The organism is Falsiruegeria mediterranea M17, from assembly GCF_900302455.1.
Taxonomy (GTDB): Bacteria; Pseudomonadota; Alphaproteobacteria; order Rhodobacterales; family Rhodobacteraceae; genus Falsiruegeria; species Falsiruegeria mediterranea.
Map to the genome: position 1 here is coordinate 468,813 of NZ_ONZG01000002.1, position 17,129 is coordinate 485,941.

At 56.1% G+C, this 17,129-nt stretch carries 26 protein-coding genes, 1 tRNA gene and 1 pseudogene; 19 read left to right on the forward strand and 9 right to left on the reverse strand.

Annotated features, from left to right (window positions below):
- Nucleotides 1-145: 145 nt before the first annotated feature.
- Nucleotides 146-439 (reverse strand): hypothetical protein, encoded by a 294-nt coding sequence (locus tag TRM7615_RS05605; protein WP_125133647.1) that lies wholly within the window; start codon nucleotides 437-439, stop codon nucleotides 146-148.
- Between the two features lie 72 nt (nucleotides 440-511).
- On the opposite strand from TRM7615_RS05605, the gene TRM7615_RS05610 reads away from it, so the two are divergent.
- A complete protein-coding gene (locus TRM7615_RS05610; protein WP_207775213.1) occupies nucleotides 512-925 on the forward strand; it encodes a helix-turn-helix domain-containing protein in 414 nt (137 codons plus the stop codon).
- Here TRM7615_RS05610 and TRM7615_RS26205 read toward each other — a convergent pair.
- Entirely contained in the window at nucleotides 828-1,457 is a 630-nt protein-coding gene (locus TRM7615_RS26205) for a GNAT family N-acetyltransferase (protein ID WP_370739775.1), read from the reverse strand. The two genes, TRM7615_RS05610 and TRM7615_RS26205, sit on opposite strands and share 98 nt — an antisense overlap.
- Before the next feature lie 67 nt (nucleotides 1,458-1,524).
- Between TRM7615_RS26205 and TRM7615_RS05615 the strand changes: the two genes are divergently transcribed.
- Nucleotides 1,525-1,833, forward strand: a complete 309-nt coding sequence (locus tag TRM7615_RS05615) for a hypothetical protein (protein WP_108785908.1) — start codon at nucleotides 1,525-1,527, stop codon at nucleotides 1,831-1,833.
- 41 nt (nucleotides 1,834-1,874) lie between these two features.
- Here TRM7615_RS05615 and TRM7615_RS05620 read toward each other — a convergent pair whose 3' ends face one another.
- Complete coding sequence (locus TRM7615_RS05620) at nucleotides 1,875-2,666, reverse strand: PDC sensor domain-containing protein (RefSeq protein ID WP_108785909.1); 792 nt, start codon at nucleotides 2,664-2,666, stop codon at nucleotides 1,875-1,877.
- Nucleotides 2,667-2,775: 109 nt separating this feature from the next.
- On the opposite strand from TRM7615_RS05620, the gene TRM7615_RS05625 reads away from it, so the two are divergent.
- The 8 genes and pseudogenes from TRM7615_RS05625 (at nucleotide 2,776) to TRM7615_RS05660 (ending at nucleotide 6,871) form a co-directional block, all read left to right on the forward strand.
- Nucleotides 2,776-3,144: a hypothetical protein gene (locus TRM7615_RS05625; protein WP_108785910.1), complete on the forward strand. Its 369-nt coding sequence runs from the start codon at nucleotides 2,776-2,778 to the stop codon at nucleotides 3,142-3,144.
- A gap of 277 nt (nucleotides 3,145-3,421) precedes the next feature.
- Nucleotides 3,422-3,697 (forward strand): hypothetical protein, encoded by a 276-nt coding sequence (locus TRM7615_RS05630; RefSeq protein WP_108785911.1) that lies wholly within the window; start codon nucleotides 3,422-3,424, stop codon nucleotides 3,695-3,697.
- A 2-nt stretch (nucleotides 3,698-3,699) separates the two neighbouring features.
- Nucleotides 3,700-3,888 (forward strand): annotated as a pseudogene (locus TRM7615_RS25895) (DNA translocase FtsK); the annotation flags it as partial.
- A gap of 180 nt (nucleotides 3,889-4,068) precedes the next feature.
- On the forward strand, nucleotides 4,069-4,341 hold the full coding sequence (locus tag TRM7615_RS25900) for a DUF2312 domain-containing protein (protein WP_165821377.1): 273 nt from the start codon (nucleotides 4,069-4,071) through the stop codon (nucleotides 4,339-4,341).
- Between the two features lie 275 nt (nucleotides 4,342-4,616).
- Nucleotides 4,617-5,306, forward strand: a complete 690-nt coding sequence (locus tag TRM7615_RS05640; RefSeq protein WP_108785913.1) for a hypothetical protein — start codon at nucleotides 4,617-4,619, stop codon at nucleotides 5,304-5,306.
- A gap of 214 nt (nucleotides 5,307-5,520) precedes the next feature.
- The gene (locus TRM7615_RS05650) at nucleotides 5,521-5,718 is read left to right on the forward strand and encodes a hypothetical protein (RefSeq protein WP_108785915.1); all 198 of its coding nucleotides are present in this window, start codon (nucleotides 5,521-5,523) and stop codon (nucleotides 5,716-5,718) included.
- On the forward strand, nucleotides 5,712-6,689 hold the full coding sequence (locus TRM7615_RS05655; RefSeq protein ID WP_108785916.1) for a tyrosine-type recombinase/integrase: 978 nt from the start codon (nucleotides 5,712-5,714) through the stop codon (nucleotides 6,687-6,689). Before TRM7615_RS05650 ends, TRM7615_RS05655 begins: the two co-directional genes overlap by 7 nt.
- Nucleotides 6,690-6,797: 108 nt before the next feature.
- A tRNA-Cys gene (locus tag TRM7615_RS05660) sits at nucleotides 6,798-6,871 on the forward strand.
- A gap of 62 nt (nucleotides 6,872-6,933) precedes the next feature.
- On the opposite strand, the gene TRM7615_RS05665 is transcribed toward TRM7615_RS05660, so the two are convergent.
- Entirely contained in the window at nucleotides 6,934-8,010 is a 1,077-nt protein-coding gene (locus TRM7615_RS05665) for a tyrosine-type recombinase/integrase (protein WP_108785917.1), read from the reverse strand.
- A 240-nt stretch (nucleotides 8,011-8,250) separates the two neighbouring features.
- On the reverse strand, nucleotides 8,251-8,412 hold the full coding sequence (locus TRM7615_RS05675; protein WP_088634878.1) for an Arc domain-containing protein: 162 nt from the start codon (nucleotides 8,410-8,412) through the stop codon (nucleotides 8,251-8,253).
- 27 nt (nucleotides 8,413-8,439) lie between these two features.
- On the opposite strand from TRM7615_RS05675, the gene TRM7615_RS05680 reads away from it, so the two are divergent.
- The gene (locus TRM7615_RS05680) at nucleotides 8,440-8,793 is read left to right on the forward strand and encodes a hypothetical protein (RefSeq protein WP_165821372.1); all 354 of its coding nucleotides are present in this window, start codon (nucleotides 8,440-8,442) and stop codon (nucleotides 8,791-8,793) included.
- Here TRM7615_RS05680 and TRM7615_RS05685 read toward each other — a convergent pair.
- On the reverse strand, nucleotides 8,790-9,389 hold the full coding sequence (locus TRM7615_RS05685; protein WP_235824022.1) for a hypothetical protein: 600 nt from the start codon (nucleotides 9,387-9,389) through the stop codon (nucleotides 8,790-8,792). The genes TRM7615_RS05680 and TRM7615_RS05685 overlap by 4 nt on opposite strands.
- A 200-nt stretch (nucleotides 9,390-9,589) precedes the next feature.
- Here TRM7615_RS05685 and TRM7615_RS05690 point away from each other — a divergent pair, with 200 nt between their 5' ends.
- The 4 genes from TRM7615_RS05690 (at nucleotide 9,590) to TRM7615_RS05710 (ending at nucleotide 11,934) form a co-directional block, all read left to right on the forward strand.
- Nucleotides 9,590-9,802, forward strand: a complete 213-nt coding sequence (locus TRM7615_RS05690) for a helix-turn-helix domain-containing protein (protein WP_108785920.1) — start codon at nucleotides 9,590-9,592, stop codon at nucleotides 9,800-9,802.
- 2 nt (nucleotides 9,803-9,804) lie between these two features.
- Nucleotides 9,805-10,005 (forward strand): hypothetical protein, encoded by a 201-nt coding sequence (locus tag TRM7615_RS05695; RefSeq protein ID WP_108785921.1) that lies wholly within the window; start codon nucleotides 9,805-9,807, stop codon nucleotides 10,003-10,005.
- 450 nt (nucleotides 10,006-10,455) lie between these two features.
- Nucleotides 10,456-11,268 (forward strand): hypothetical protein, encoded by an 813-nt coding sequence (locus TRM7615_RS05705; protein ID WP_125133648.1) that lies wholly within the window; start codon nucleotides 10,456-10,458, stop codon nucleotides 11,266-11,268.
- Nucleotides 11,269-11,595: 327 nt separating this feature from the next.
- Entirely contained in the window at nucleotides 11,596-11,934 is a 339-nt protein-coding gene (locus TRM7615_RS05710; protein WP_108785924.1) for a hypothetical protein, read from the forward strand.
- Here TRM7615_RS05710 and TRM7615_RS25500 read toward each other — a convergent pair.
- Nucleotides 11,931-12,095 carry a hypothetical protein gene (locus TRM7615_RS25500; protein ID WP_165821373.1) on the reverse strand — a complete coding sequence of 55 codons (165 nt, stop codon included), beginning with the start codon at nucleotides 12,093-12,095 and terminating at the stop codon, nucleotides 11,931-11,933. The two genes, TRM7615_RS05710 and TRM7615_RS25500, sit on opposite strands and share 4 nt — an antisense overlap.
- 130 nt (nucleotides 12,096-12,225) lie before the next feature.
- Here TRM7615_RS25500 and TRM7615_RS05720 point away from each other — a divergent pair, with 130 nt between their 5' ends.
- Nucleotides 12,226-13,143, forward strand: coding sequence for a DMT family transporter (locus tag TRM7615_RS05720; protein WP_108785926.1), 918 nt, complete (start codon nucleotides 12,226-12,228; stop codon nucleotides 13,141-13,143).
- 140 nt (nucleotides 13,144-13,283) lie between these two features.
- On the opposite strand, the gene TRM7615_RS05725 is transcribed toward TRM7615_RS05720, so the two are convergent.
- Nucleotides 13,284-13,613: an arsenate reductase family protein gene (locus tag TRM7615_RS05725; RefSeq protein WP_108786010.1), complete on the reverse strand. Its 330-nt coding sequence runs from the start codon at nucleotides 13,611-13,613 to the stop codon at nucleotides 13,284-13,286.
- A 498-nt stretch (nucleotides 13,614-14,111) separates the two neighbouring features.
- Nucleotides 14,112-14,588, reverse strand: a complete 477-nt coding sequence (locus TRM7615_RS05730) for a MarR family winged helix-turn-helix transcriptional regulator (protein ID WP_108785927.1) — start codon at nucleotides 14,586-14,588, stop codon at nucleotides 14,112-14,114.
- A 227-nt stretch (nucleotides 14,589-14,815) separates the two neighbouring features.
- Here TRM7615_RS05730 and ectA point away from each other — a divergent pair, with 227 nt between their 5' ends.
- From ectA to TRM7615_RS05745, 3 genes are all read left to right on the forward strand, one after another.
- A complete protein-coding gene (gene ectA / locus TRM7615_RS05735; protein ID WP_108785928.1) occupies nucleotides 14,816-15,346 on the forward strand; it encodes a diaminobutyrate acetyltransferase in 531 nt (176 codons plus the stop codon).
- A 66-nt stretch (nucleotides 15,347-15,412) separates the two neighbouring features.
- Nucleotides 15,413-16,699, forward strand: a complete 1,287-nt coding sequence (gene ectB / locus TRM7615_RS05740; protein WP_108785929.1) for a diaminobutyrate--2-oxoglutarate transaminase — start codon at nucleotides 15,413-15,415, stop codon at nucleotides 16,697-16,699.
- Between the two features lie 3 nt (nucleotides 16,700-16,702).
- On the forward strand, nucleotides 16,703-17,107 hold the full coding sequence (locus TRM7615_RS05745; RefSeq protein WP_108785930.1) for an ectoine synthase: 405 nt from the start codon (nucleotides 16,703-16,705) through the stop codon (nucleotides 17,105-17,107).
- Nucleotides 17,108-17,129 lie beyond the last annotated feature (22 nt).

The following is a 17,129-nucleotide window of genomic DNA, read 5'->3' on the forward strand; positions in this document are numbered from 1 at the left end:
TTTTCTTGATCCTGGCGGATCTTTCCGAAAAGCTTGGTCAACAGACCTCGGCTGCAACCGAAACGCTCACAAATCTGGGCCTGTGTCAGGCCTTCGTCCTTGGCTTTCAGGATCCGCAGATCTCGGGTGTAGCGCTCACGCTGGGTCATTCGGCAGCCTTCGTGGTTTCAAGCACAGTCAGCTTGGGACACTCGATTACAGCCTCTCCGTCACCATTGCTCTTTAGCTGCTTACGGTGCTTGGCGTGAGCGTCGTGCCATTCGTCCAGGTTGCAACGCGTAACAAGGAACCCCCTCTGCAGCGCCGCCTGAACAAACTTGGCATCATAACTTTTGGGAACTTCGCCCCGCCACACCCACGCAGCCGCACACGGATAATCAACGCCGAAGTCCTCTGCGATGTCTCCGATAGTCTTCCAGATTTCAAAATACTTGCGCATAGCGCATAAATTATGCATTTTGTGTTGCGTTGCAACCCGCTTTGAATAAATGTTTTCACTATGTATTCCGACATGGATATTTCGAACCGCCTCAAGCAAGCCCGAATGGAAGCCGGTTTTCGTTCAGCTCAAGAAGCTGCGGACAGGTTTGGCTGGACTGCATCAACCTATGCCGCACATGAGAACGGGACGCGCGGAATGAAGCCTGACGCAATCGAGCGTTACGCAAAGGCATTTCGCTCCGATCCGTGTTTCATCGCCTTTGGAACCCAGAATTCGAAGCCTTCGATTGCAGGCGTATCAGATCGAGTTCTGCGCGAAGTAATTCAACTCATTATGGAACATGACGGCGCGCGTGACGCCGCACCATCGGAAATAGCAGACCTGATTATTGACCTTTGCCACTACGCAAAGCAATCGGGCGGAACCGGTCTTTCGAATATTGTTGATTTCGCGTTTGCACGTCACGCCGGGAAAGCCGGTTAAGGCTCTTCGATAGCCTTTCATTCAGCACGGGCAAATCTTGGCACAGATACCCCACTTCCGGCGCACAGAAATCCCCTATCGTCCGATCACGCCTAACCACAGGCTTGAAACCTAAAGCCCCATATGTGCGCCGAACCGGATTTTTTGACCAGGCCCAAAGACAGCAACTCAACCATCCCTGAGATAAAACCATCCCTACCATACGTTGCAACATTTGCGGCCCCGCCAATGAGCGCCGGTATTCGGGTAGGAAATAGCATGCATGCAGCTCGATATCCGCTTCCGGTATATCCCTGTCATTGTTGGGCTGAACGTGTGAGAAACCCACGACACGGTCACCATCGAGCAATACGAGGGTTCCGCCCACCCCACCAGTGCTCAGCTCTGCCCCCCACTGCTGCTGTCGATATCCCAAACCCCGCATCTCATGCAGCCCTAGCGGCAGGTAGGGGTAGCATTCCCCCCAACAGGCCACATGAATTCGAGCGATTGAATCTACATCTTGAATAGCTGCAGGTCTGATATTATACATTTTGCCGATTCCTTCCGTTTTATGTACAAAAGAATACACACAACTTTTGGATTAGGAGCATTCCGGTATGTCAGACCTCACTGAGGAAGAAATGATCGACCGTATTCGAGTGCTGGGAACGCACTCCAATCCGGCCAAAGGCAAGGCACGACGCCGAATCAAAACGGGCTATTTGACCGCAGCACTGGTCGCCTTCGCATCGTTTGCGGCAGGTTTTGGGTCTCAGTTCTGGGTGGTTCGAGACACATCCGCGAACTGGCAAATTGACCCAGCCGCGCAGGAGTGGCTCGTATTCGACTACGCTGATCGCCTCGGCGTTACGCCTACAGCCGCCCGCGAGATCCTGATGGATCGGCTACACATCCAAAAAAAATGACGCCACTTGGCGTCATTTTGAGGTTTCGATTTCAAGACGGGTTAATCAGGACTTATCGGTCTTGCTTGATAGAACAAATAGACCACGCCCGTTGCGTCTGATCTACGCCAGTGAACCCTTACCGGCATGCCCCTAACCCGAATCTCGGTGGCCCCGTATGGCCCATCGAATTCTAACCTGGAAGCGACCGCTTCATTCACGTCTGACATCGGACGATTTGAAGCGATAACCTCATCACCTGCCAGCATTGAAACACCGCAGAAGCTGCAAAGGTGAATGTTGGGCATAAACGCAGCCGGTGGAGCGGTCAGCATCACCACCTTTTGACCACGTCCCAAGCCGTTTGGCACAGCCATAGCAAGCGGCATGAACAACTCGCCAGATTGTTTCCCGACAACCGCCCTATTGATCACCAGTTCTTTCGGGGCGTTGTTAGTTGTTCTTTCGAAGTATCGACGCTGCGAAAGATCCGCCCCCCCCAGGAACGGTAGCGGATTGTAACTGTCATACATCAACTCGCCGTCCCCACTAATCGCCAGGATAGAGCGAAACTGCTTGCTGCCATTCAGTACGCTCTTTAGAGCCAAGTGCCCCTGACGCGAACTCACGTCAGAATTTGTTGCAACGTAGTCGGAAGATGCGCGCAGAATATACTCTGCAAGCTGAAATCGGGTTTCACCCAATTCGTAAATCAGATCGATTGTCGCTCTTTCGTCCGCGCCTGACACAGACGGCAACAAAGCTAACACCAACCCGCACAAGCGTTTGGAAAAACTGGTCATAACTACCTCAAATTTGTTGCCGAATACTACTCTAGGTTTAGCGTTCTTCATAGTCCCACGCTCCAATCGTTACCCGTTTTGCAAGTTCTATACATTTTGTATTGACTATACAACCCGTTTTGAATAGTTACCAGATCACCCAAAGTGACGAGGTTGACAGATGAGTACCGAAAATATTGAAGAGCGCCGCCGCCACATCTCCCCAGATATGGGGAGTAACCCTACAAAGCGAATAACCCATCAGGTAAAAGCGCCACTCACCAGCATCAACGGCAACCCTGACAATTTCTTTCATCCCGCGATCAACGCCGACGCCTGGGAAGCCGCGAAAGAGGAACAGGGCCACCCCATCACCGATGACCGCAAGGCCCGCATTGGCACACCGCAACATCTGATCGAGGCACCCAAGGTCAACCCGCTGGGCACCATCCGGGCCCGCATTCATGCCCGCGCGGTCGAGCTGGGCAAAACCCGCCCCGACCCGCTGATCCTGTCCAAGGCCGCAATCGGCCATCGGGTGCTGCCGTGATGCAGATCACCCGCACGAAACACTCCCTCGGTGGCTCGCCTCGTGCCACCGCACTTGCCGGTGGTGTGCTGTCCGCCGCCGCCGGCATCTTTTCCCGAATGACACGAGGGGGCCACAGGCACCCCCTGAACGGGGCGCGCGCGACAAAGCCCACCACTCACACCAACGAACCGCGCGCGCCCAAGGCCTTTGAATGCCCCGAGTGGCCCCGCTGCGCCTGCCCCGGCGGAACTGTTCGCCCGGAGTGCCCCGGCCTGGAAACCCCGCAGGTGCAGACATGAGCGCCCGCACCCCGTTCAACGATCTACCCGCACAATCGCAGGCGGGGATCCTCTGCAACACGACGCAGTTCCAAGACTTCGCAGCGAAGGAAAGCGGCTTTCCCAAGGGAACATTCGGCCACAGTGCCACCGCTGAATACCTGCGCAAGTTCTGCGGCATCGATAGCCGCCGCGAGTTCGAAACCAACGAGACCGCCTGCGAAAAGCTGGCGGTTCTGCGCACCGAATACGACGCCTGGCGCGGCGCCATCCCAACCGCAAGGGAGTTTTGACAATGACCGACAACGCCCTGAACTCTAACGGTGACGCCCTGTTTTACCGCGCCGCCGCAATTGTCGTCCAAGACCAGAAGGCAGCAACGTCCTACATCCAGCGGAAACTGGCCATCGGCTACAACAAAGCCGCGCGATTGATCGAGCGCATGGAAGAGCTGGGAATTGTCTCTGCTCCCAATGGCGTTGGAAAACGCGAGATTGCCTCAATCGGGACGATCCGAAAGGCGATTGCGGTGACAGCGGCTATTCCCGAAACCGCAGATCGCGACACCATCATCAAGATGCTGACCGAAGCATCAGACGACATCGCCGCAAAAGCCATGAAGGCCAAGCACGAGGAACAACGCCAGAAATCTGGCAAGCCTCCGATGAAACCCGACCCCACATTCGATCAAGCTGCCGACAATTCATATCGCGTCACAGCAGGGGAATTGCGTCAATTCGTTGAACGAATGGAACGTCTCGAAGCCGAGAAAAAGGACATCGCCGACCAGCAGAAAGAGGTGATGGCCGAGGCCAAGGCGCGCGGATACGACACCAAAGTCATGCGCAAGGTGATCACCCTGCGCAAGCGCGACAAGGATGACATCGCCGAGGAAGAGGCAGTCCTTGAAATGTACAAGGAAGCGCTCGGCATGTGACCCCCATTCCGCGCCACCTCCCATTTTCGGCGCGGATAACCAGGCGGGGCCTCTCCCCACTTGCGCCCCGCCTGACCCTCAAACACCCGGCCCCCATCAACGCCCCCGAGGCCAGCGCACAGGGCCATGCGCGCACTCTCGGTCACAACACAAGGCCCTGACGGAAGAGCGCACCCTGGACCATGGGCAAGTCGCAGGGAACCACCAACACCTGATTTCTCTCCTTGCCCGATCCGGGCAAGCGACGGACACCAGGACCACCCAGAGGACACGATATGCAAAACCGCCCCCTTCGCGCCCTTGTCGCCTGTGAGACCTCTGGCATTGCCCGCCGTGCCCTTGAGGCTCACGGCTTTGACACCTGGTCCTGCGACCTGGAGCCCGCCGAGGACGGATCGAACCGCCACATCGTCTGCGATGTTCGGGACGGCATCCTGCACGAAGGCTGGGATTTGCTTGCTGTGATGCACCCACCCTGCACCCGCCTTTGCAGATCCGGGCGACAGTGGATGAGCGGCCCAGGCAAATGGACCCCACCCAAGCGCCTCCCCAAGGGCAAGACGGTCGAGATCCTGCGGGCCGAGTTCGAATTGGGCGTCGACATCTTCACCACCTGCTGGAACGCTCCGATTGAGCGTGTCGCCATCGAAAACCCGGTGATGAATGACCTCGCCAAGGACCGCATGCCGGCGGATCTTCCCAAGCCCCAATTGGTGCAGCCTTTCTGGTTCGGAGAACCGGCCTACAAGGAAACCGGCTGGTATCTGCGCGGCCTGCCCGAGCTGGCCGAGACCAACCGACTGCAAGAGCCCGCGCGCGGCTCCGACGAATGGAATCGCTGGAACCGCGTCCATCGCATGCCCCCAGGACCAGAGCGCGCCCGCCTGCGCAGCCGCTCCTTCCCCGGAATGATGAACGCCGCAGCCGAGCAGTGGGCCAACCCCGCAAAAAGAGCCGTAGTATGATGCTTCCTCAACTGCCCGGATTTGAACGCCCCAAAAGAAAGCCGCCGCGCGTGATGGCCAAGCTATATGACGCGGGCGGCGAGGTTGGCAAATGGATCTGCTACCGCTGCAACAGGTGCGGCTGGGATAGTGGTTGGATCGATCAAACTCACAAGTCGGATACAGAAATCAAGCGGGGTCACCCCTGCCCAGAATGCAATATGGTGAGCGACGGATGACAAAACACACGCCCCTTTTTGCTACCGCCAAGACAGCCGCCAGCCTTCTGGAGATGAAGGAAACCGAATTTCTGGCCCTGGTGAAAGATGGGGCGTTGCCGCAAGCGGCCAAATTTGACCGATGGGACGTCGAGCAACTACAAAAGGCGATGCGCGGCGATCTAATCGACGGGCTGGAAGGTACTGTATGGTGAAGAAACCCAAAGTCTGGATACACCCAAAGGGGTATCACTACGTTCGCAAAGATGGGCGCTATGTGCGCATCCATGCTGAACCCGGCACCCAAGCTTATGATGCGGAATACTGGCAGATCCTGACCGGGCGTAAGGCCGCATCCAAAACCAGTTTCGAGATCCTGATCAACAGCTATCGAAAATCTGACCGGTGGACCGACCTTTCTGCCAGGTCACGCAAGGACTATGAGCGCGTCCATAACTACTTTCTGGAAAAAGTGGGAAAGAAGGACGCAACCAGGACCAAGCGGGCCGACATCATTGCGGCGATGGATGCAAACCGTCACCGCATACGCTTTGCCAACTACATCCAACAGATCATGAATGTTCTGTTCGAGCATGCGATTGACCTGGGCTGGATGGAACAGAACCCTGCAAAGGGCATCCGGCACTTGAAGACGCCGCCTGAAAAGAAACAACCACACATCCCTTGGCCTGATTGGGCCGTCGAAAAGTTCCGCAATGAAGCAAATCAGATGGCACGGCTGATCTTTGAGCTGGGGATCGGAAGCGTCCAACGTCCAGATGACTGGACCCGGTTTCGCTGGAACGACTTTGACGGGACTGGCCTGCGCGTGGTGCAGCAGAAAACAGGCCGGGAACTCTACATCCCATGCACTGGATATCTGATTCAAACACTGGAAACAGCGCCCAAAAACGGGCTGACCATCTTGACCAAACAAGACGGCACCCCCCTGCCATATCGCCGTATGGCCCAAATCATGCGCGATGAGCGCAAGCGGCTTGGGGTCGAAGCCTATGACCTTCATGCGCTCCGCTATCGCGGCATTCACGAGCTGGCCTTGCACGGCTGCACAGACGATGAAATCGCCAGCTACTCAGGGCACACCACCAAAGCAATGATTGAAAAATATGCTGGTGCAGCAAGGCAGCGAATTCGGGCTGGACAAGCTCACAAAAAGCGGCAATAAGGCCCCCGAACGGAACGAGCCCAGAACAAGAACCTGATAACTCTTGTGATAACTCGACAATCTGTTCGGCCCCGAAGTCCTGCTAAGAGCTTGATTTCACACCACAAAGGCGAGTTGGCGGAGTGGTGACGCAGCGGATTGCAAATCCGTGTACACCGGTTCGATTCCGGTACTCGCCTCCATTTAAAAACAATCACTTACATCACTCCTTGCCGTGTTTGAGGCCCCGCGTTTACAGGGGCGTTTACATTTTTGTGTCTTGAGACAGTGATTTTGCTCGATTGAGCTTGCGCAAAACCGCATCGCTTTCGTCCGGGCTAACCTGCGCATAATGCTCGATTACCTGCGCCGCGTAGCGAACCGACCACCCCATCAACACCGCAATCTGGCGCAAAGACAGATCGGCATTTAGCAATCTTGTCGCCGCCGTCCCGCGCGTGTCAGACAGAGTCTTCTCCCTGCCGTCGATCCACGGCGGAATCTGAGCTTCGCGACGCCACTTGGTAATCTGGTTTGATGCCCAACGGGCCGTCAAAGGCCTGCCAAGCTCTGATACCAGCAGCACCTCTTGGGCTTCCGGCGTCTCTGCGATCAGTTTCTCAAGGGCTGATGTGGCCGGGATATATGCGATCTGGCCGCGCTTACTGGTCCTGAAACGAAGGCGCTTGCCGTGCGGCGTATCTTCGAATTGGTCCATTTTGACCTGAACCAGATCAGCTGCTCGCAAACCGGTTTCGCATCCCGCGGTCAGGATCCTTTGAACCCACTTGGGTGCATGTTTGTTGAACTGTGCGATGTCGCCGCTCGTCCAGATGATCTCTGTGCGGTTCGATTGGTAGAGCTTCTTGAGCTTGTGGCAGTGATGCTCTTTCAGCTTCCCCTCTTCCACCGCCCAATTGAGGACGCGCGTCGCATGGGTGCCTGCCATGTCGTGCTGCTTGGGCGAATGGAGCCACTTCTTGCGCCAATTGTTGACCTCGCCCCGCGAGGCACGCTCTTCGAACATCGCGACGGGATCTGCACCAAACTCCTCACGAAACAGTTCCAGCCACTTGCGGATATCGGCCTTCGAACGCTCAGCCTTGGGCAGTGACGCACTGGACAGAAAATCGTCGACCAAGTGAGTCGTCAGATATTCAGCCGGGCCCACCGGCGTACCGCACTGGGAAAACGCATGGAAAAACTCGGGTTCTTTCGGGTTCGGGGCCGTCCCTTCCCAAAATTTGGGGCCGCCCCGCCAGGCATAGAAATGGTAGCGAACCCCCGACACAACCTTGCGCCGGACACGGTGGACACCCTTGGGAAGATTACTTCTGGGCACGGCGCGCTCTCCGCTGTGCGACAAGGCTCGGTTGCGAAGTGGCCTCGCGTTCTGCCGCGCTGATGCCCTGAACAGCATCCAATCGCGCGCGAATGAGCTTCGGGTCATACCACCCGCGCCGCCCCGGCACCGGAGCGATGCCAGTCCTGCGGCAAAAGTCGTAGAAGGACGCGCTCGGTTCATTGTAACCGAAGAGAAGCGCGAGCTCTGGGGTTGGAATCAACTGGATATGGCTTGGGCTCATTTTTCAGCCCTCTCACCCACGGCTTCTTGCCGCGACATCGCTGCCCGCAAACAAGACACCACCTGCGCGCCCTGTGAGCGCAAGTTCCGCACGGCCTCTTCTTCAAGCCAGGCTTTCACGTCCGCTGGTAGGTTCAGTTTGAATTGGGTTGTCTTCATATTTACACCTCAACAAAAGGACATTAAATGTCCATATCATTGAGGACAAATATTGTCCATCATGGAATCATGAAAGATGAAGCCTTGGTCCAATTCAAACTCTTGCTTCCTGCCGCGCTGAAGAAGCGTCTGGAAACACATGCCACCCTGAACCGGCGCAGCCTGTCGCAGGAAATCGTCGTCGCCCTAGAGGATAAGTATCCGGCCACAGAACCGGATGCGACGTCTGATCCAGCAGCCCGGCTGCTCTTCTGGCTTGCCAAACGCATCCGCCGAAGGAACCCGAAGCCTGGCTCTCCTAGGGACAAGCAAGCCGCTCTGTATGAGCGCATTGCGGGCGACATTGCTGAGCGCATGAAGGACATCGGCGAAAAACCTTAGTAGGCCACCCACTCATATCCGTGGTTGCCCTCGTGATCTTCCCATTCGACACCGACACCGCGCCGCCAACTTGATGACGAACAGCGTCGCGATGGCAGCACCCAAAGCGGGGCTGCCGCTGGTGTCGTACTTTGCCAGCCGAATTCGCCCTGCGTGCCGTAGGTTCCGAGGCGCATATTGTAACTCTCAGAGCAATCATCGTCGCGGCCACGTTCGCGATGACTATAGTACCGCACATCCCAGACGCGGATTGAGCGCACGAAATCGAACTCCAGGCCACTGATGTCGATATCGGCACCGCCTTCAGCCACCTGAGCCAGAATGACTTCGCCGAGTGCCTGACCATTTCGGTAGCTGGCCTCCCAGATTTTAGGGGCCGTAATTTGCAACGGCGCGGGCTCAGAAACACCCATCGGGCAGCGCCAGATTTGCAACGGCGGCTCAATCGGCCAGGGCGTAATCCTGCGGATAAACACGGCACGGGCATGGGCGCATTCTGCTGACGCGGGCCACCCACCGGCCAGGCAAAGCAGAATGGCGCAGTCCACCTGATAGGCTTTCGCCGCTTGTGGAGCCACGGTTGAAAGCAAAGCCATAGCGACCCCGCCGAGCCAATTCCTGATGAATCTGCACCGCATATCAATTCATGCCTTTTGATTACATTATTGCACTATTGTTACCCTACCGCCACTCTCTGCCTTTACACCATATGCGAGCATGCTCTTTGTGAGGCTCGCGCGCGTTTTGTGGAATATATTCCGTAGAGCGGTTCTTGTGATCTGGCCGAATACAGGCCATGAAATTTCGAGAACGAGTAGGGTTAAATATCCGGAATCTAAGAAATTCCAGAGGATTGAGCCAAGAACAACTAGGCTTAGCTGCGGAAGTCGATCGCAGCTATATCAGCGAGATCGAACTCGCTAGGAATTCAGCATCGCTCGATGTTCTGGAGAGGATCGCAGATGCTCTCGGCGTCGATCCCAAGGAATTGTGTAACGAGAGGGGCTAGTTATGCCCGAACATGAAAGTGTTCGCTTAACGGCCGAAGCCATCGGCCGCATTACGTGTATAAAGACAGGCGAAGAAATTGGCCTGCTATACCAGTGGGACAACGGCGAGACTCAGGCAGCGATCTATGAGAACGGCTCGATCGAGTTGCCGGACTACCAAAATCAGGTCAGGGAACCAAGCCTTTCCGCAAAGCGCAGCTAACGGCCGGTAGACCCATTTCGACCGTTTCTGCGCTTGGCATGAGTGGGTGAGAACCACAGCGCATTGCTGACATTGGCCGTGGCAAGGACGGCCCACAGCCGCCGTCCGCCGACCGGCCGGGATGCTGCGGTAGCAGCGCGCGTTGCTGACATTGGCGGCGTGCGCAAAATCGAGGCGATGGCGAACAGGTGGTATGCGGACGAACCTGCCGTTCTCATAGGGCACGGGAATGACTGGTCCCAGCCCAAAGCAGACCCGCCAATTGCCGCCCAGGTGCGAAGGCTGCTCATGTAGGTCGGGAGGGAAGCGGTCATTCGCACGGCAGAAACGTATGGTTTTTCTAAGCAGTGCGGACATCCGAGGCGGACGACGAACACGCCGCTGTAAGCTGGCAGGTTCAATCAAGATATGCCATGTTTGACGGGAACTTTTCAGTCGGTTAGGTGAAGCGTGTCTGAGCCCGAAGAACAAACGGTGGAAGGGAAACCTTACCTTTTGGCCATGGGCTCGTTCCTTGTGGCCCTGATCGGCCTATCGTCTCTATTTGTTGTTGGCTACACCAGCGGCATGCCGCGCGAAGCTTTTCTTGTGTTTGGGCGACACTTGTCTTTAGCAATTGGACTCGAAGCGGGGTTTGGCGCGGCTTTTTCACTGATAACGGCAAAAGTGATATTGATCCTGATTTCAGTGATGATCGCATTGATCGGAGGTATTCTGTCCGGCCTCAAAACCCAGAAGTTGAAGCATGCGGCCGAAAAAACGGACGACATTGCTATCAAGATCGCAGCGGCCCCGCTTCACATCGTTCTTCTTATGGCTGTCTGGGTGTTTTGGGCGAGATTCCTCCACTTTTCATTTGATGGTTTCATGATGGCCGGTGGATGGGTTCTGTTTTGGTTAATCCTGTTTGAAACCAGTGATCGGGTCTTGCTTCGAAAATTGACAAAGGCAGAAAATGAAAACGTAACCGCGGATATCGGGAACTATCGATCTGTGCGATTGCTTTTACTCGCAACCATGATTTCAATATTTGCATATTCCGCGGGAATCGCGGCAGAACGCAAAGCTAAACGCCAAGAAACAAGGATGATATCTGAGAATCTCGACAGGCCTGGAATTGTGTTTGGTGCAGGAGACATTGGTCTATTGATTTATGTCCCCGGCGAATTAAAAGAAACTCGAGCTGGAGGTCTCCTAGAATACCACGAGCGGAGCTCTTGGTATCTGTTGCCATTCAATGGTGATCCGCTGGAGCTTCGGTAGCTGACGCTACTTTATGACCGATGACTGTGATGAATGTCGAATCAGGGCCGGTCGCGCCTTGCTGACCCCTCGCATTTGGACAACTTTGCAAAGCCCGCTCTCTGCGCAAAGCCGCCGCTCATAACTGATGCAGCATCGGGGACTATGGGCTTTATCCTGCCGTTAGATCTACCGCAGAATCTCTCTGAGTGGAGGGTCTGTCTACCGCCAGCCATACGAGCATTCTCCCGAGGATATTTTTGGAGAAACAAAACCAATTATATACTATTGATAACCGGGGTACATTCTAGCATAGAAGTGTAAGTCCCGTTTCGTGAAGATCATCCGATGACCAGACCAACCGACCTTGAACCAAACGTGATCACTGAACAGGGCCTACGCGAGCTTGCGGAGAAGGGGCATGGGGTCGAAGTGCTGTGTCAGACCGACCCGGAACGCAAAGGACCAAGCTGGTATGGCCTTTGGATTATGCGGACTGTAGGGGCTGACGGTAAGGAAAAGCTCCTTGTAACTGCAAGAACGCGCTTGACGCAGAACGCGATCAAGGTGCGAGAGTTCAAGACGGCGACAGGCGTGATTTCCTTCTTGATTGGCATTGGATTCGCTCACGCAGACATCCCGCTCCGAGAAGGTGAAACGACCCTGCACAAGCTAGGCAACAGCTAATGGCTGTGACCCGGTCCCCGGTCGATGTCGCGATCCTTCTCGACCTCCTGTTCGCGCTCGCCTTCGATATCCATCCAATGGCGCATTTCAAAACTATCGGCCCTGAGCCGCCGCTGGCTGATGTGTTGAATGCTTTGCAGCAGCGTCACCAGAACGGCCATTCGCACACAACGCAGCATTCTTGGTTAGGCAAGACCGCGCCCAGCATTCTGCGCCAATGTCGCATATGAGTAATACAAACTCTGGCTGAGAAGCTAACTTGCCTGGAGTGACCACTTCGATTGGCCCGAAATGAAATCTATCTCACCCTCCTCTTCTCATGCGGACGCCCACAAGTACGGTGTGCTCTTCGTCTTTGCGGCGGGGGTCTTGTGGTCGACCGTCGGCCTTGGCATTCGCCTGATCGAAGATGCTGTCGTGTGGCAGATTCTGCTCTATCGGTCGATCAGCATGTCGCTGTTTCTTTACGTGCTTATCCGCGTGCGGTCTGGCGAAAGCCCGTTTGTTCAGATCCGCCGTATCGGCGCCCCTGCCATCATCGCAGGGCTTTCACTGGTCGCGGCCTATTCCGGCGGCATCTACGCGATCCAGAACACCTCGGTCGCGAATGCGATGCTCTTGTTCGCGACAGCACCGTTTATGGCTGCAGTACTCGGATGGATCGTGTTGCGAGAACCCGTTCGCGCGGCAACCTGGATAGCGATCGCCGTCGCAATCGGCGGGATCGCGATCATGGTCGCCGACAAGTCCGGAGGCGTCGCCCTGAAAGGCAGCCTTGCCGCGCTCGGTTCGGCATTCGGTTTTGCAGTCTTCACCGTGGCCCTGCGATGGGGGCGAACCGGTGAGATGCTGCCAGCGGTCTTTCTTTCGGGTCTCTTCGCGATCGTAATTACTTTGGCCATATGCCTAGGCCTCGGGCTCTCAATCGTATTGAGCCCCAGTGATGGCGGCATTGCGATGGGTATGGGGGTATTCCAGGTCGGCGCCGGTCTGATCCTCTACACGCTGGGCTCGCGCAGCCTCCCGGCAGCAGAGCTCGCTCTGCTGTCTCTGGCCGAAGTCCTGCTCGGCCCACTCTGGGTGTGGCTGTTTCTGGGGGAAACCGCGACCGAAAATACCCTGATCGGCGGCGCAGTTCTGCTCGCGGCGATTGCGGGCAATGCGCTGTCGGGCAAGAGAAGAAAGCCACCTCCCATTACCGCACCGTAGAATAGGAGCCAACGGCCCACACCAGTCATTGGTCATGTTTCTCGCCGCTGCGGTGCAGCTTTCGCATTGCGGACATTCACACTGCGTGCGGCATCTCCGTTTGGTTGCAATCAATGACGCTAGCATCACAGTTCCAGACTTCAGTCCGGCATCAAAGCCTTTTGAACCGCCTCATCCCAGCCGAGATACAACATATTCCGATCCCGTATTACCGGGCGAGTCATTACCTTGGGCTTGGCCAAGATTTGCGCTTCCGCTTCCGAAGCTTTCAGCCATTCGTTAAGCCCTCTGTAGTCATTCGACTTTCGATCCACTAACCGATCTCCGAACTCTGCGATCAACTCCGCCAATTCAGCCTCACTCAGAGGTTCTGCTCGTACATCGCGAAAACTGACTTCTTTGCCTTCGTCTTCCAACGACTTGCGGGCCCTCTGGCAAATCGAGCAGGTATTCAATCCATAGATCATCATGTCGCAATCTCCTTGGGTGATGGTCATGCAACCTCATGCATCAGCCCTTCCAACGCAACCACTCGATGTGGCGTATCAACTAGAACGGCCCTTAGCAGTCATTCATCGGCCGAGATCACGCCGCAGCGCAGCTTCTCTGAGTCGGTCATTCGCTGCGAGCGCAAAAACGGTGCGTCGACTAAGGTCGGGAGTGCGGACAAATCCGACCATGGATTCGTGGACTTCGCTGACGCAGTACCTTGTTGCTGTTGCGGCATACTCATCGCTGCGTTGCGGTCGATGTCATCAAGCCGATCCTTGAGAGACAATCTGCGGGACGCAGTTCAAACCGTCACCTCGCTGTAATCGAGACCAATCAGCGCAACTCGGAACAAAACGCCTTTCTGTTGTAACTTGTCAAATTTCCGCCATCCAAGTCCGGGGCGCCTGGCGCAGACTTACATGCATTACTGTCCGAAACGCCCAAAAGCTCTGGCCGCGAAACATACCACCAAGCACCTAACCAGCAGGTCTGATTTCACCAGTATCCAGCACTGGCGACGCATCCATATCTTCTGCGTCCAACATGGTGGCCACGCGTTCAAGGCTGGCCACCAGCATGGCCTGTTCCCAATCTTCCATGGCATCGAATTTGCGCACGAAACGCTGTTGGAGCGGGTCCGGCGCCTCTTGAAGGATTTTGCCACCTTCGTCGGTGAGCAGGATGTTTATCTGGCGTCGGTCCAGGTTGGATTTTTCCCTTATGACCAGTCTGTCGCGGACCAGTTTATCTACCAAGGATGTGACGGTTCCCTGCGAAACGCGCATGCGCAACGAGATGGCTTTGGCGGTGGCGTATCCCTGCTCCGAGACGATTTGCAGAACGCGAAACTGGGTGGGGGTGACGCCCGTGGACTGGCGAATCTCGCGCCCGAACAGTTCAGTCGCGCGGACAATTCGTCTTAAGGCAATCAAGCTGCTGTCGATCCGGTCCAATTCGCCCCCATTGATTTGATTATCAAAGCATACGTGGTTTGATATTTGCGCGCAAATTCAAAATTATTTCGAATGGCGAAGTTGTATCTGGCGACTCTCAGGCAAAAACCCTACAAAACTATCGCAAAAAAGCTACTTTTTGCCACGCTACGTCGCCTTACTGTTTTGACTGTTGAACTTTCTGCTTCTCCTTGATACTTCGACCCCTGAAGCGAAAGGAGCTCACAATGCAACACCCCGCTCACCCCATGCGCGTCGATCTACCGTCTTTGCGCAAGCCCACCGCCAGAGATGGCGCCGATATCTGGAAACTTGTCCGAGCCTGTCGCCCGCTTGATGAGAACTCCATGTATTGCAACCTGCTGCAGTGCGATCACTTTGCCGACACCTGTGTTCTGGCCGAAATGTCAGGCGAGCTAGCGGGTTGGGTGTCCGCCTATGTCATGCCGAACGAGCCTGATACCTTGTTCGTCTGGCAGGTCGCGGTCTCGGAAATCGCGCGTGGTCAGGGATTGAGCGGCTTGATGCTGCAAAACATCGTGAACCGTCCGCAGTGCAAAGACGTGACCCGACTGCAGACCACCATCACCGTCGATAACGACGCATCCTGGGCCCTGTTCCGCAAATTCGCGCGCCTTCAGGACAGCAAGCTGGATATCACGCCCTATTACACGCAAGCGCTGCATTTTCACGAGCGTCACAAGACCGAGTATATGGTCACGATTCCGCTGGCGAACCGGGCGCAACTGGCCGCCTGAGCCATGCGACCTTCTATACTCAGCAGCTTATTTTTCATTCATCCCCCAAAACCCAAGAGAGGTCGTATGTCTACGAACCCCGCCGATATTGCCATTTTCAAACGTCGCGAGTCCGAGGCGCGCAGCTATTGCCGGGGATTTGACGCTGTGTTCACTTCGGCAAAAGGGTCCGAGATGATCACACGCGATGGCACGCGCTACATCGATTTCCTGGCCGGGTGTTCGTCACTGAACTACGGACATAACGATCCGGACTTGAAAGAGGCGTTGATTGATCATCTGCAGTCGGATGGTCTGGCCCACGGACTGGATCTGCACACGGATGCCAAGGCCGCATTTCTGGACGCGTTTGACCAACACATCCTTAAGCCGCGCAAAATGGATCACAAGGTGATGTTCACCGGCCCCACCGGGGCCAACGCAGTGGAAGCGGCGCTGAAACTGGCGCGCAAGGTTACCGGACGCACCAATGTGATCGCCTTCACCAACGGGTTTCACGGTGTCACCCTGGGGGCGCTGTCAGCGACAGGCAACAGCTATCACCGGGGCGGTGCGGGCACCACGCTGAACGGCGTGACGCGCATGCCTTATGACGGCTATTTCCCCGGCAACACGGACACAGCCGATTTCCTTGAAGCCATGCTCAAGGACCGCTCGTCCGGGATTGATGCACCGGCTGCGATCCTTTTGGAGACGGTGCAAGGCGAAGGCGGGCTGAACGCCGCCCGCCCCGAATGGATCCACCGCGTGGCCGCATTGGCGAAGGAACATGGCGCGCTTCTCATCGTTGATGACATCCAAGCGGGCTGTGGTCGTACCGGCGGCTTTTTCTCTTTTGAGGATATGGGCATCACCCCGGATATCATCACGCTGGCAAAATCCGTTTCAGGCTTTGGTCTGCCCATGGCGCTCTTGCTGGTGCGCCCTGAGCATGACGTCTTTGGCCCTGCTGAGCACAACGGCACCTTCCGGGGCAACACCCACGCCTTTGTCACCGCCCGCGTGGCTGTGACAAAATTCTGGGTCGATGATCGGTTCCAGAAAGAGGTCGCGGCCAGGGCGCGCATGTTGACCACGGCGCTGGAAGAAATGGCCGAGTTTCTACCGGGCGCCAAGCTTAAGGGGCGCGGCATGATGCAGGGGCTGGATGTCGGATCAGGCGACCTGGCGGCGGCTATCTGCGCCCGCGCCTTCAAAGACGGGCTGATCATCGAAACCTCGGGAAACGAGGATCAAGTGGTCAAGGTTCTGGCACCCTTGACCACCGATAACGATACCTTCCTGAAAGGTCTCAAAATCCTGCGGAATGCCATGCGCATCGCCACCGATTCAAGCAAATTTGCAGCGGAGTAAGACATGATTGTACGCGATTTCAACGAGATTATCACAAAAGAACGCGACCGGGTCGTGTCGGATGCGCAATGGAGCAGCGTGCGCATGTTGCTGGCTGATGACGGGATGGGCTTTTCCTTCCACATCACCTTTCTTGAACCGGGCTCAGAACACACGTTCGAATACAAGAACCATTTCGAAAGCGTCTATTGCATGCAGGGCACCGGGTCGATCACTGACGTGGCCACTGGAGAAACACACTATATCAAGCCCGGCGTGATGTATGCGCTGGACAAGCACGACCGCCACATTCTGCGCGCAGAAGAAGAGCTGATCATGGCCTGCTGCTTCAATCCGCCGGTCACCGGCACCGAAGTGCACCGCGAAGATGGCTCGTATGCGGCGGCAGACGACCTGGAAACAGCTTAAGAGGCTCTGGCATCAGCCGGAT

What these genes read in the sequence shown, in the direction of transcription:
- TRM7615_RS05605 (WP_125133647.1), bottom strand. Translation starts at nt 439, where the DNA reads ATGCGCAAGTATTTTGAAATCTGGAAGACTATCGGAGACATCGCAGAG.
- TRM7615_RS05610 (WP_207775213.1), top strand. Translation starts at nt 512, where the DNA reads ATGGATATTTCGAACCGCCTCAAGCAAGCCCGAATGGAAGCCGGTTTT.
- TRM7615_RS26205 (WP_370739775.1), bottom strand. Translation starts at nt 1,457, where the DNA reads ATGTATAATATCAGACCTGCAGCTATTCAAGATGTAGATTCAATCGCT.
- TRM7615_RS05615 (WP_108785908.1), top strand. Translation starts at nt 1,525, where the DNA reads ATGTCAGACCTCACTGAGGAAGAAATGATCGACCGTATTCGAGTGCTG.
- TRM7615_RS05620 (WP_108785909.1), bottom strand. Translation starts at nt 2,666, where the DNA reads ATGAAGAACGCTAAACCTAGAGTAGTATTCGGCAACAAATTTGAGGTA.
- TRM7615_RS05625 (WP_108785910.1), top strand. Translation starts at nt 2,776, where the DNA reads ATGAGTACCGAAAATATTGAAGAGCGCCGCCGCCACATCTCCCCAGAT.
- TRM7615_RS05630 (WP_108785911.1), top strand. Translation starts at nt 3,422, where the DNA reads ATGAGCGCCCGCACCCCGTTCAACGATCTACCCGCACAATCGCAGGCG.
- TRM7615_RS25900 (WP_165821377.1), top strand. Translation starts at nt 4,069, where the DNA reads ATGAAACCCGACCCCACATTCGATCAAGCTGCCGACAATTCATATCGC.
- TRM7615_RS05640 (WP_108785913.1), top strand. Translation starts at nt 4,617, where the DNA reads ATGCAAAACCGCCCCCTTCGCGCCCTTGTCGCCTGTGAGACCTCTGGC.
- TRM7615_RS05650 (WP_108785915.1), top strand. Translation starts at nt 5,521, where the DNA reads ATGACAAAACACACGCCCCTTTTTGCTACCGCCAAGACAGCCGCCAGC.
- TRM7615_RS05655 (WP_108785916.1), top strand. Translation starts at nt 5,712, where the DNA reads ATGGTGAAGAAACCCAAAGTCTGGATACACCCAAAGGGGTATCACTAC.
- TRM7615_RS05675 (WP_088634878.1), bottom strand. Translation starts at nt 8,412, where the DNA reads ATGAAGACAACCCAATTCAAACTGAACCTACCAGCGGACGTGAAAGCC.
- TRM7615_RS05680 (WP_165821372.1), top strand. Translation starts at nt 8,440, where the DNA reads ATGTCCATATCATTGAGGACAAATATTGTCCATCATGGAATCATGAAA.
- TRM7615_RS05685 (WP_235824022.1), bottom strand. Translation starts at nt 9,389, where the DNA reads ATGGCTTTGCTTTCAACCGTGGCTCCACAAGCGGCGAAAGCCTATCAG.
- TRM7615_RS05690 (WP_108785920.1), top strand. Translation starts at nt 9,590, where the DNA reads ATGAAATTTCGAGAACGAGTAGGGTTAAATATCCGGAATCTAAGAAAT.
- TRM7615_RS05695 (WP_108785921.1), top strand. Translation starts at nt 9,805, where the DNA reads ATGCCCGAACATGAAAGTGTTCGCTTAACGGCCGAAGCCATCGGCCGC.
- TRM7615_RS05710 (WP_108785924.1), top strand. Translation starts at nt 11,596, where the DNA reads ATGACCAGACCAACCGACCTTGAACCAAACGTGATCACTGAACAGGGC.
- TRM7615_RS25500 (WP_165821373.1), bottom strand. Translation starts at nt 12,095, where the DNA reads ATGGCCGTTCTGGTGACGCTGCTGCAAAGCATTCAACACATCAGCCAG.
- TRM7615_RS05720 (WP_108785926.1), top strand. Translation starts at nt 12,226, where the DNA reads ATGAAATCTATCTCACCCTCCTCTTCTCATGCGGACGCCCACAAGTAC.
- TRM7615_RS05725 (WP_108786010.1), bottom strand. Translation starts at nt 13,613, where the DNA reads ATGATGATCTATGGATTGAATACCTGCTCGATTTGCCAGAGGGCCCGC.
- ectA (WP_108785928.1), top strand. Translation starts at nt 14,816, where the DNA reads ATGCAACACCCCGCTCACCCCATGCGCGTCGATCTACCGTCTTTGCGC.
- ectB (WP_108785929.1), top strand. Translation starts at nt 15,413, where the DNA reads ATGTCTACGAACCCCGCCGATATTGCCATTTTCAAACGTCGCGAGTCC.
- TRM7615_RS05745 (WP_108785930.1), top strand. Translation starts at nt 16,703, where the DNA reads ATGATTGTACGCGATTTCAACGAGATTATCACAAAAGAACGCGACCGG.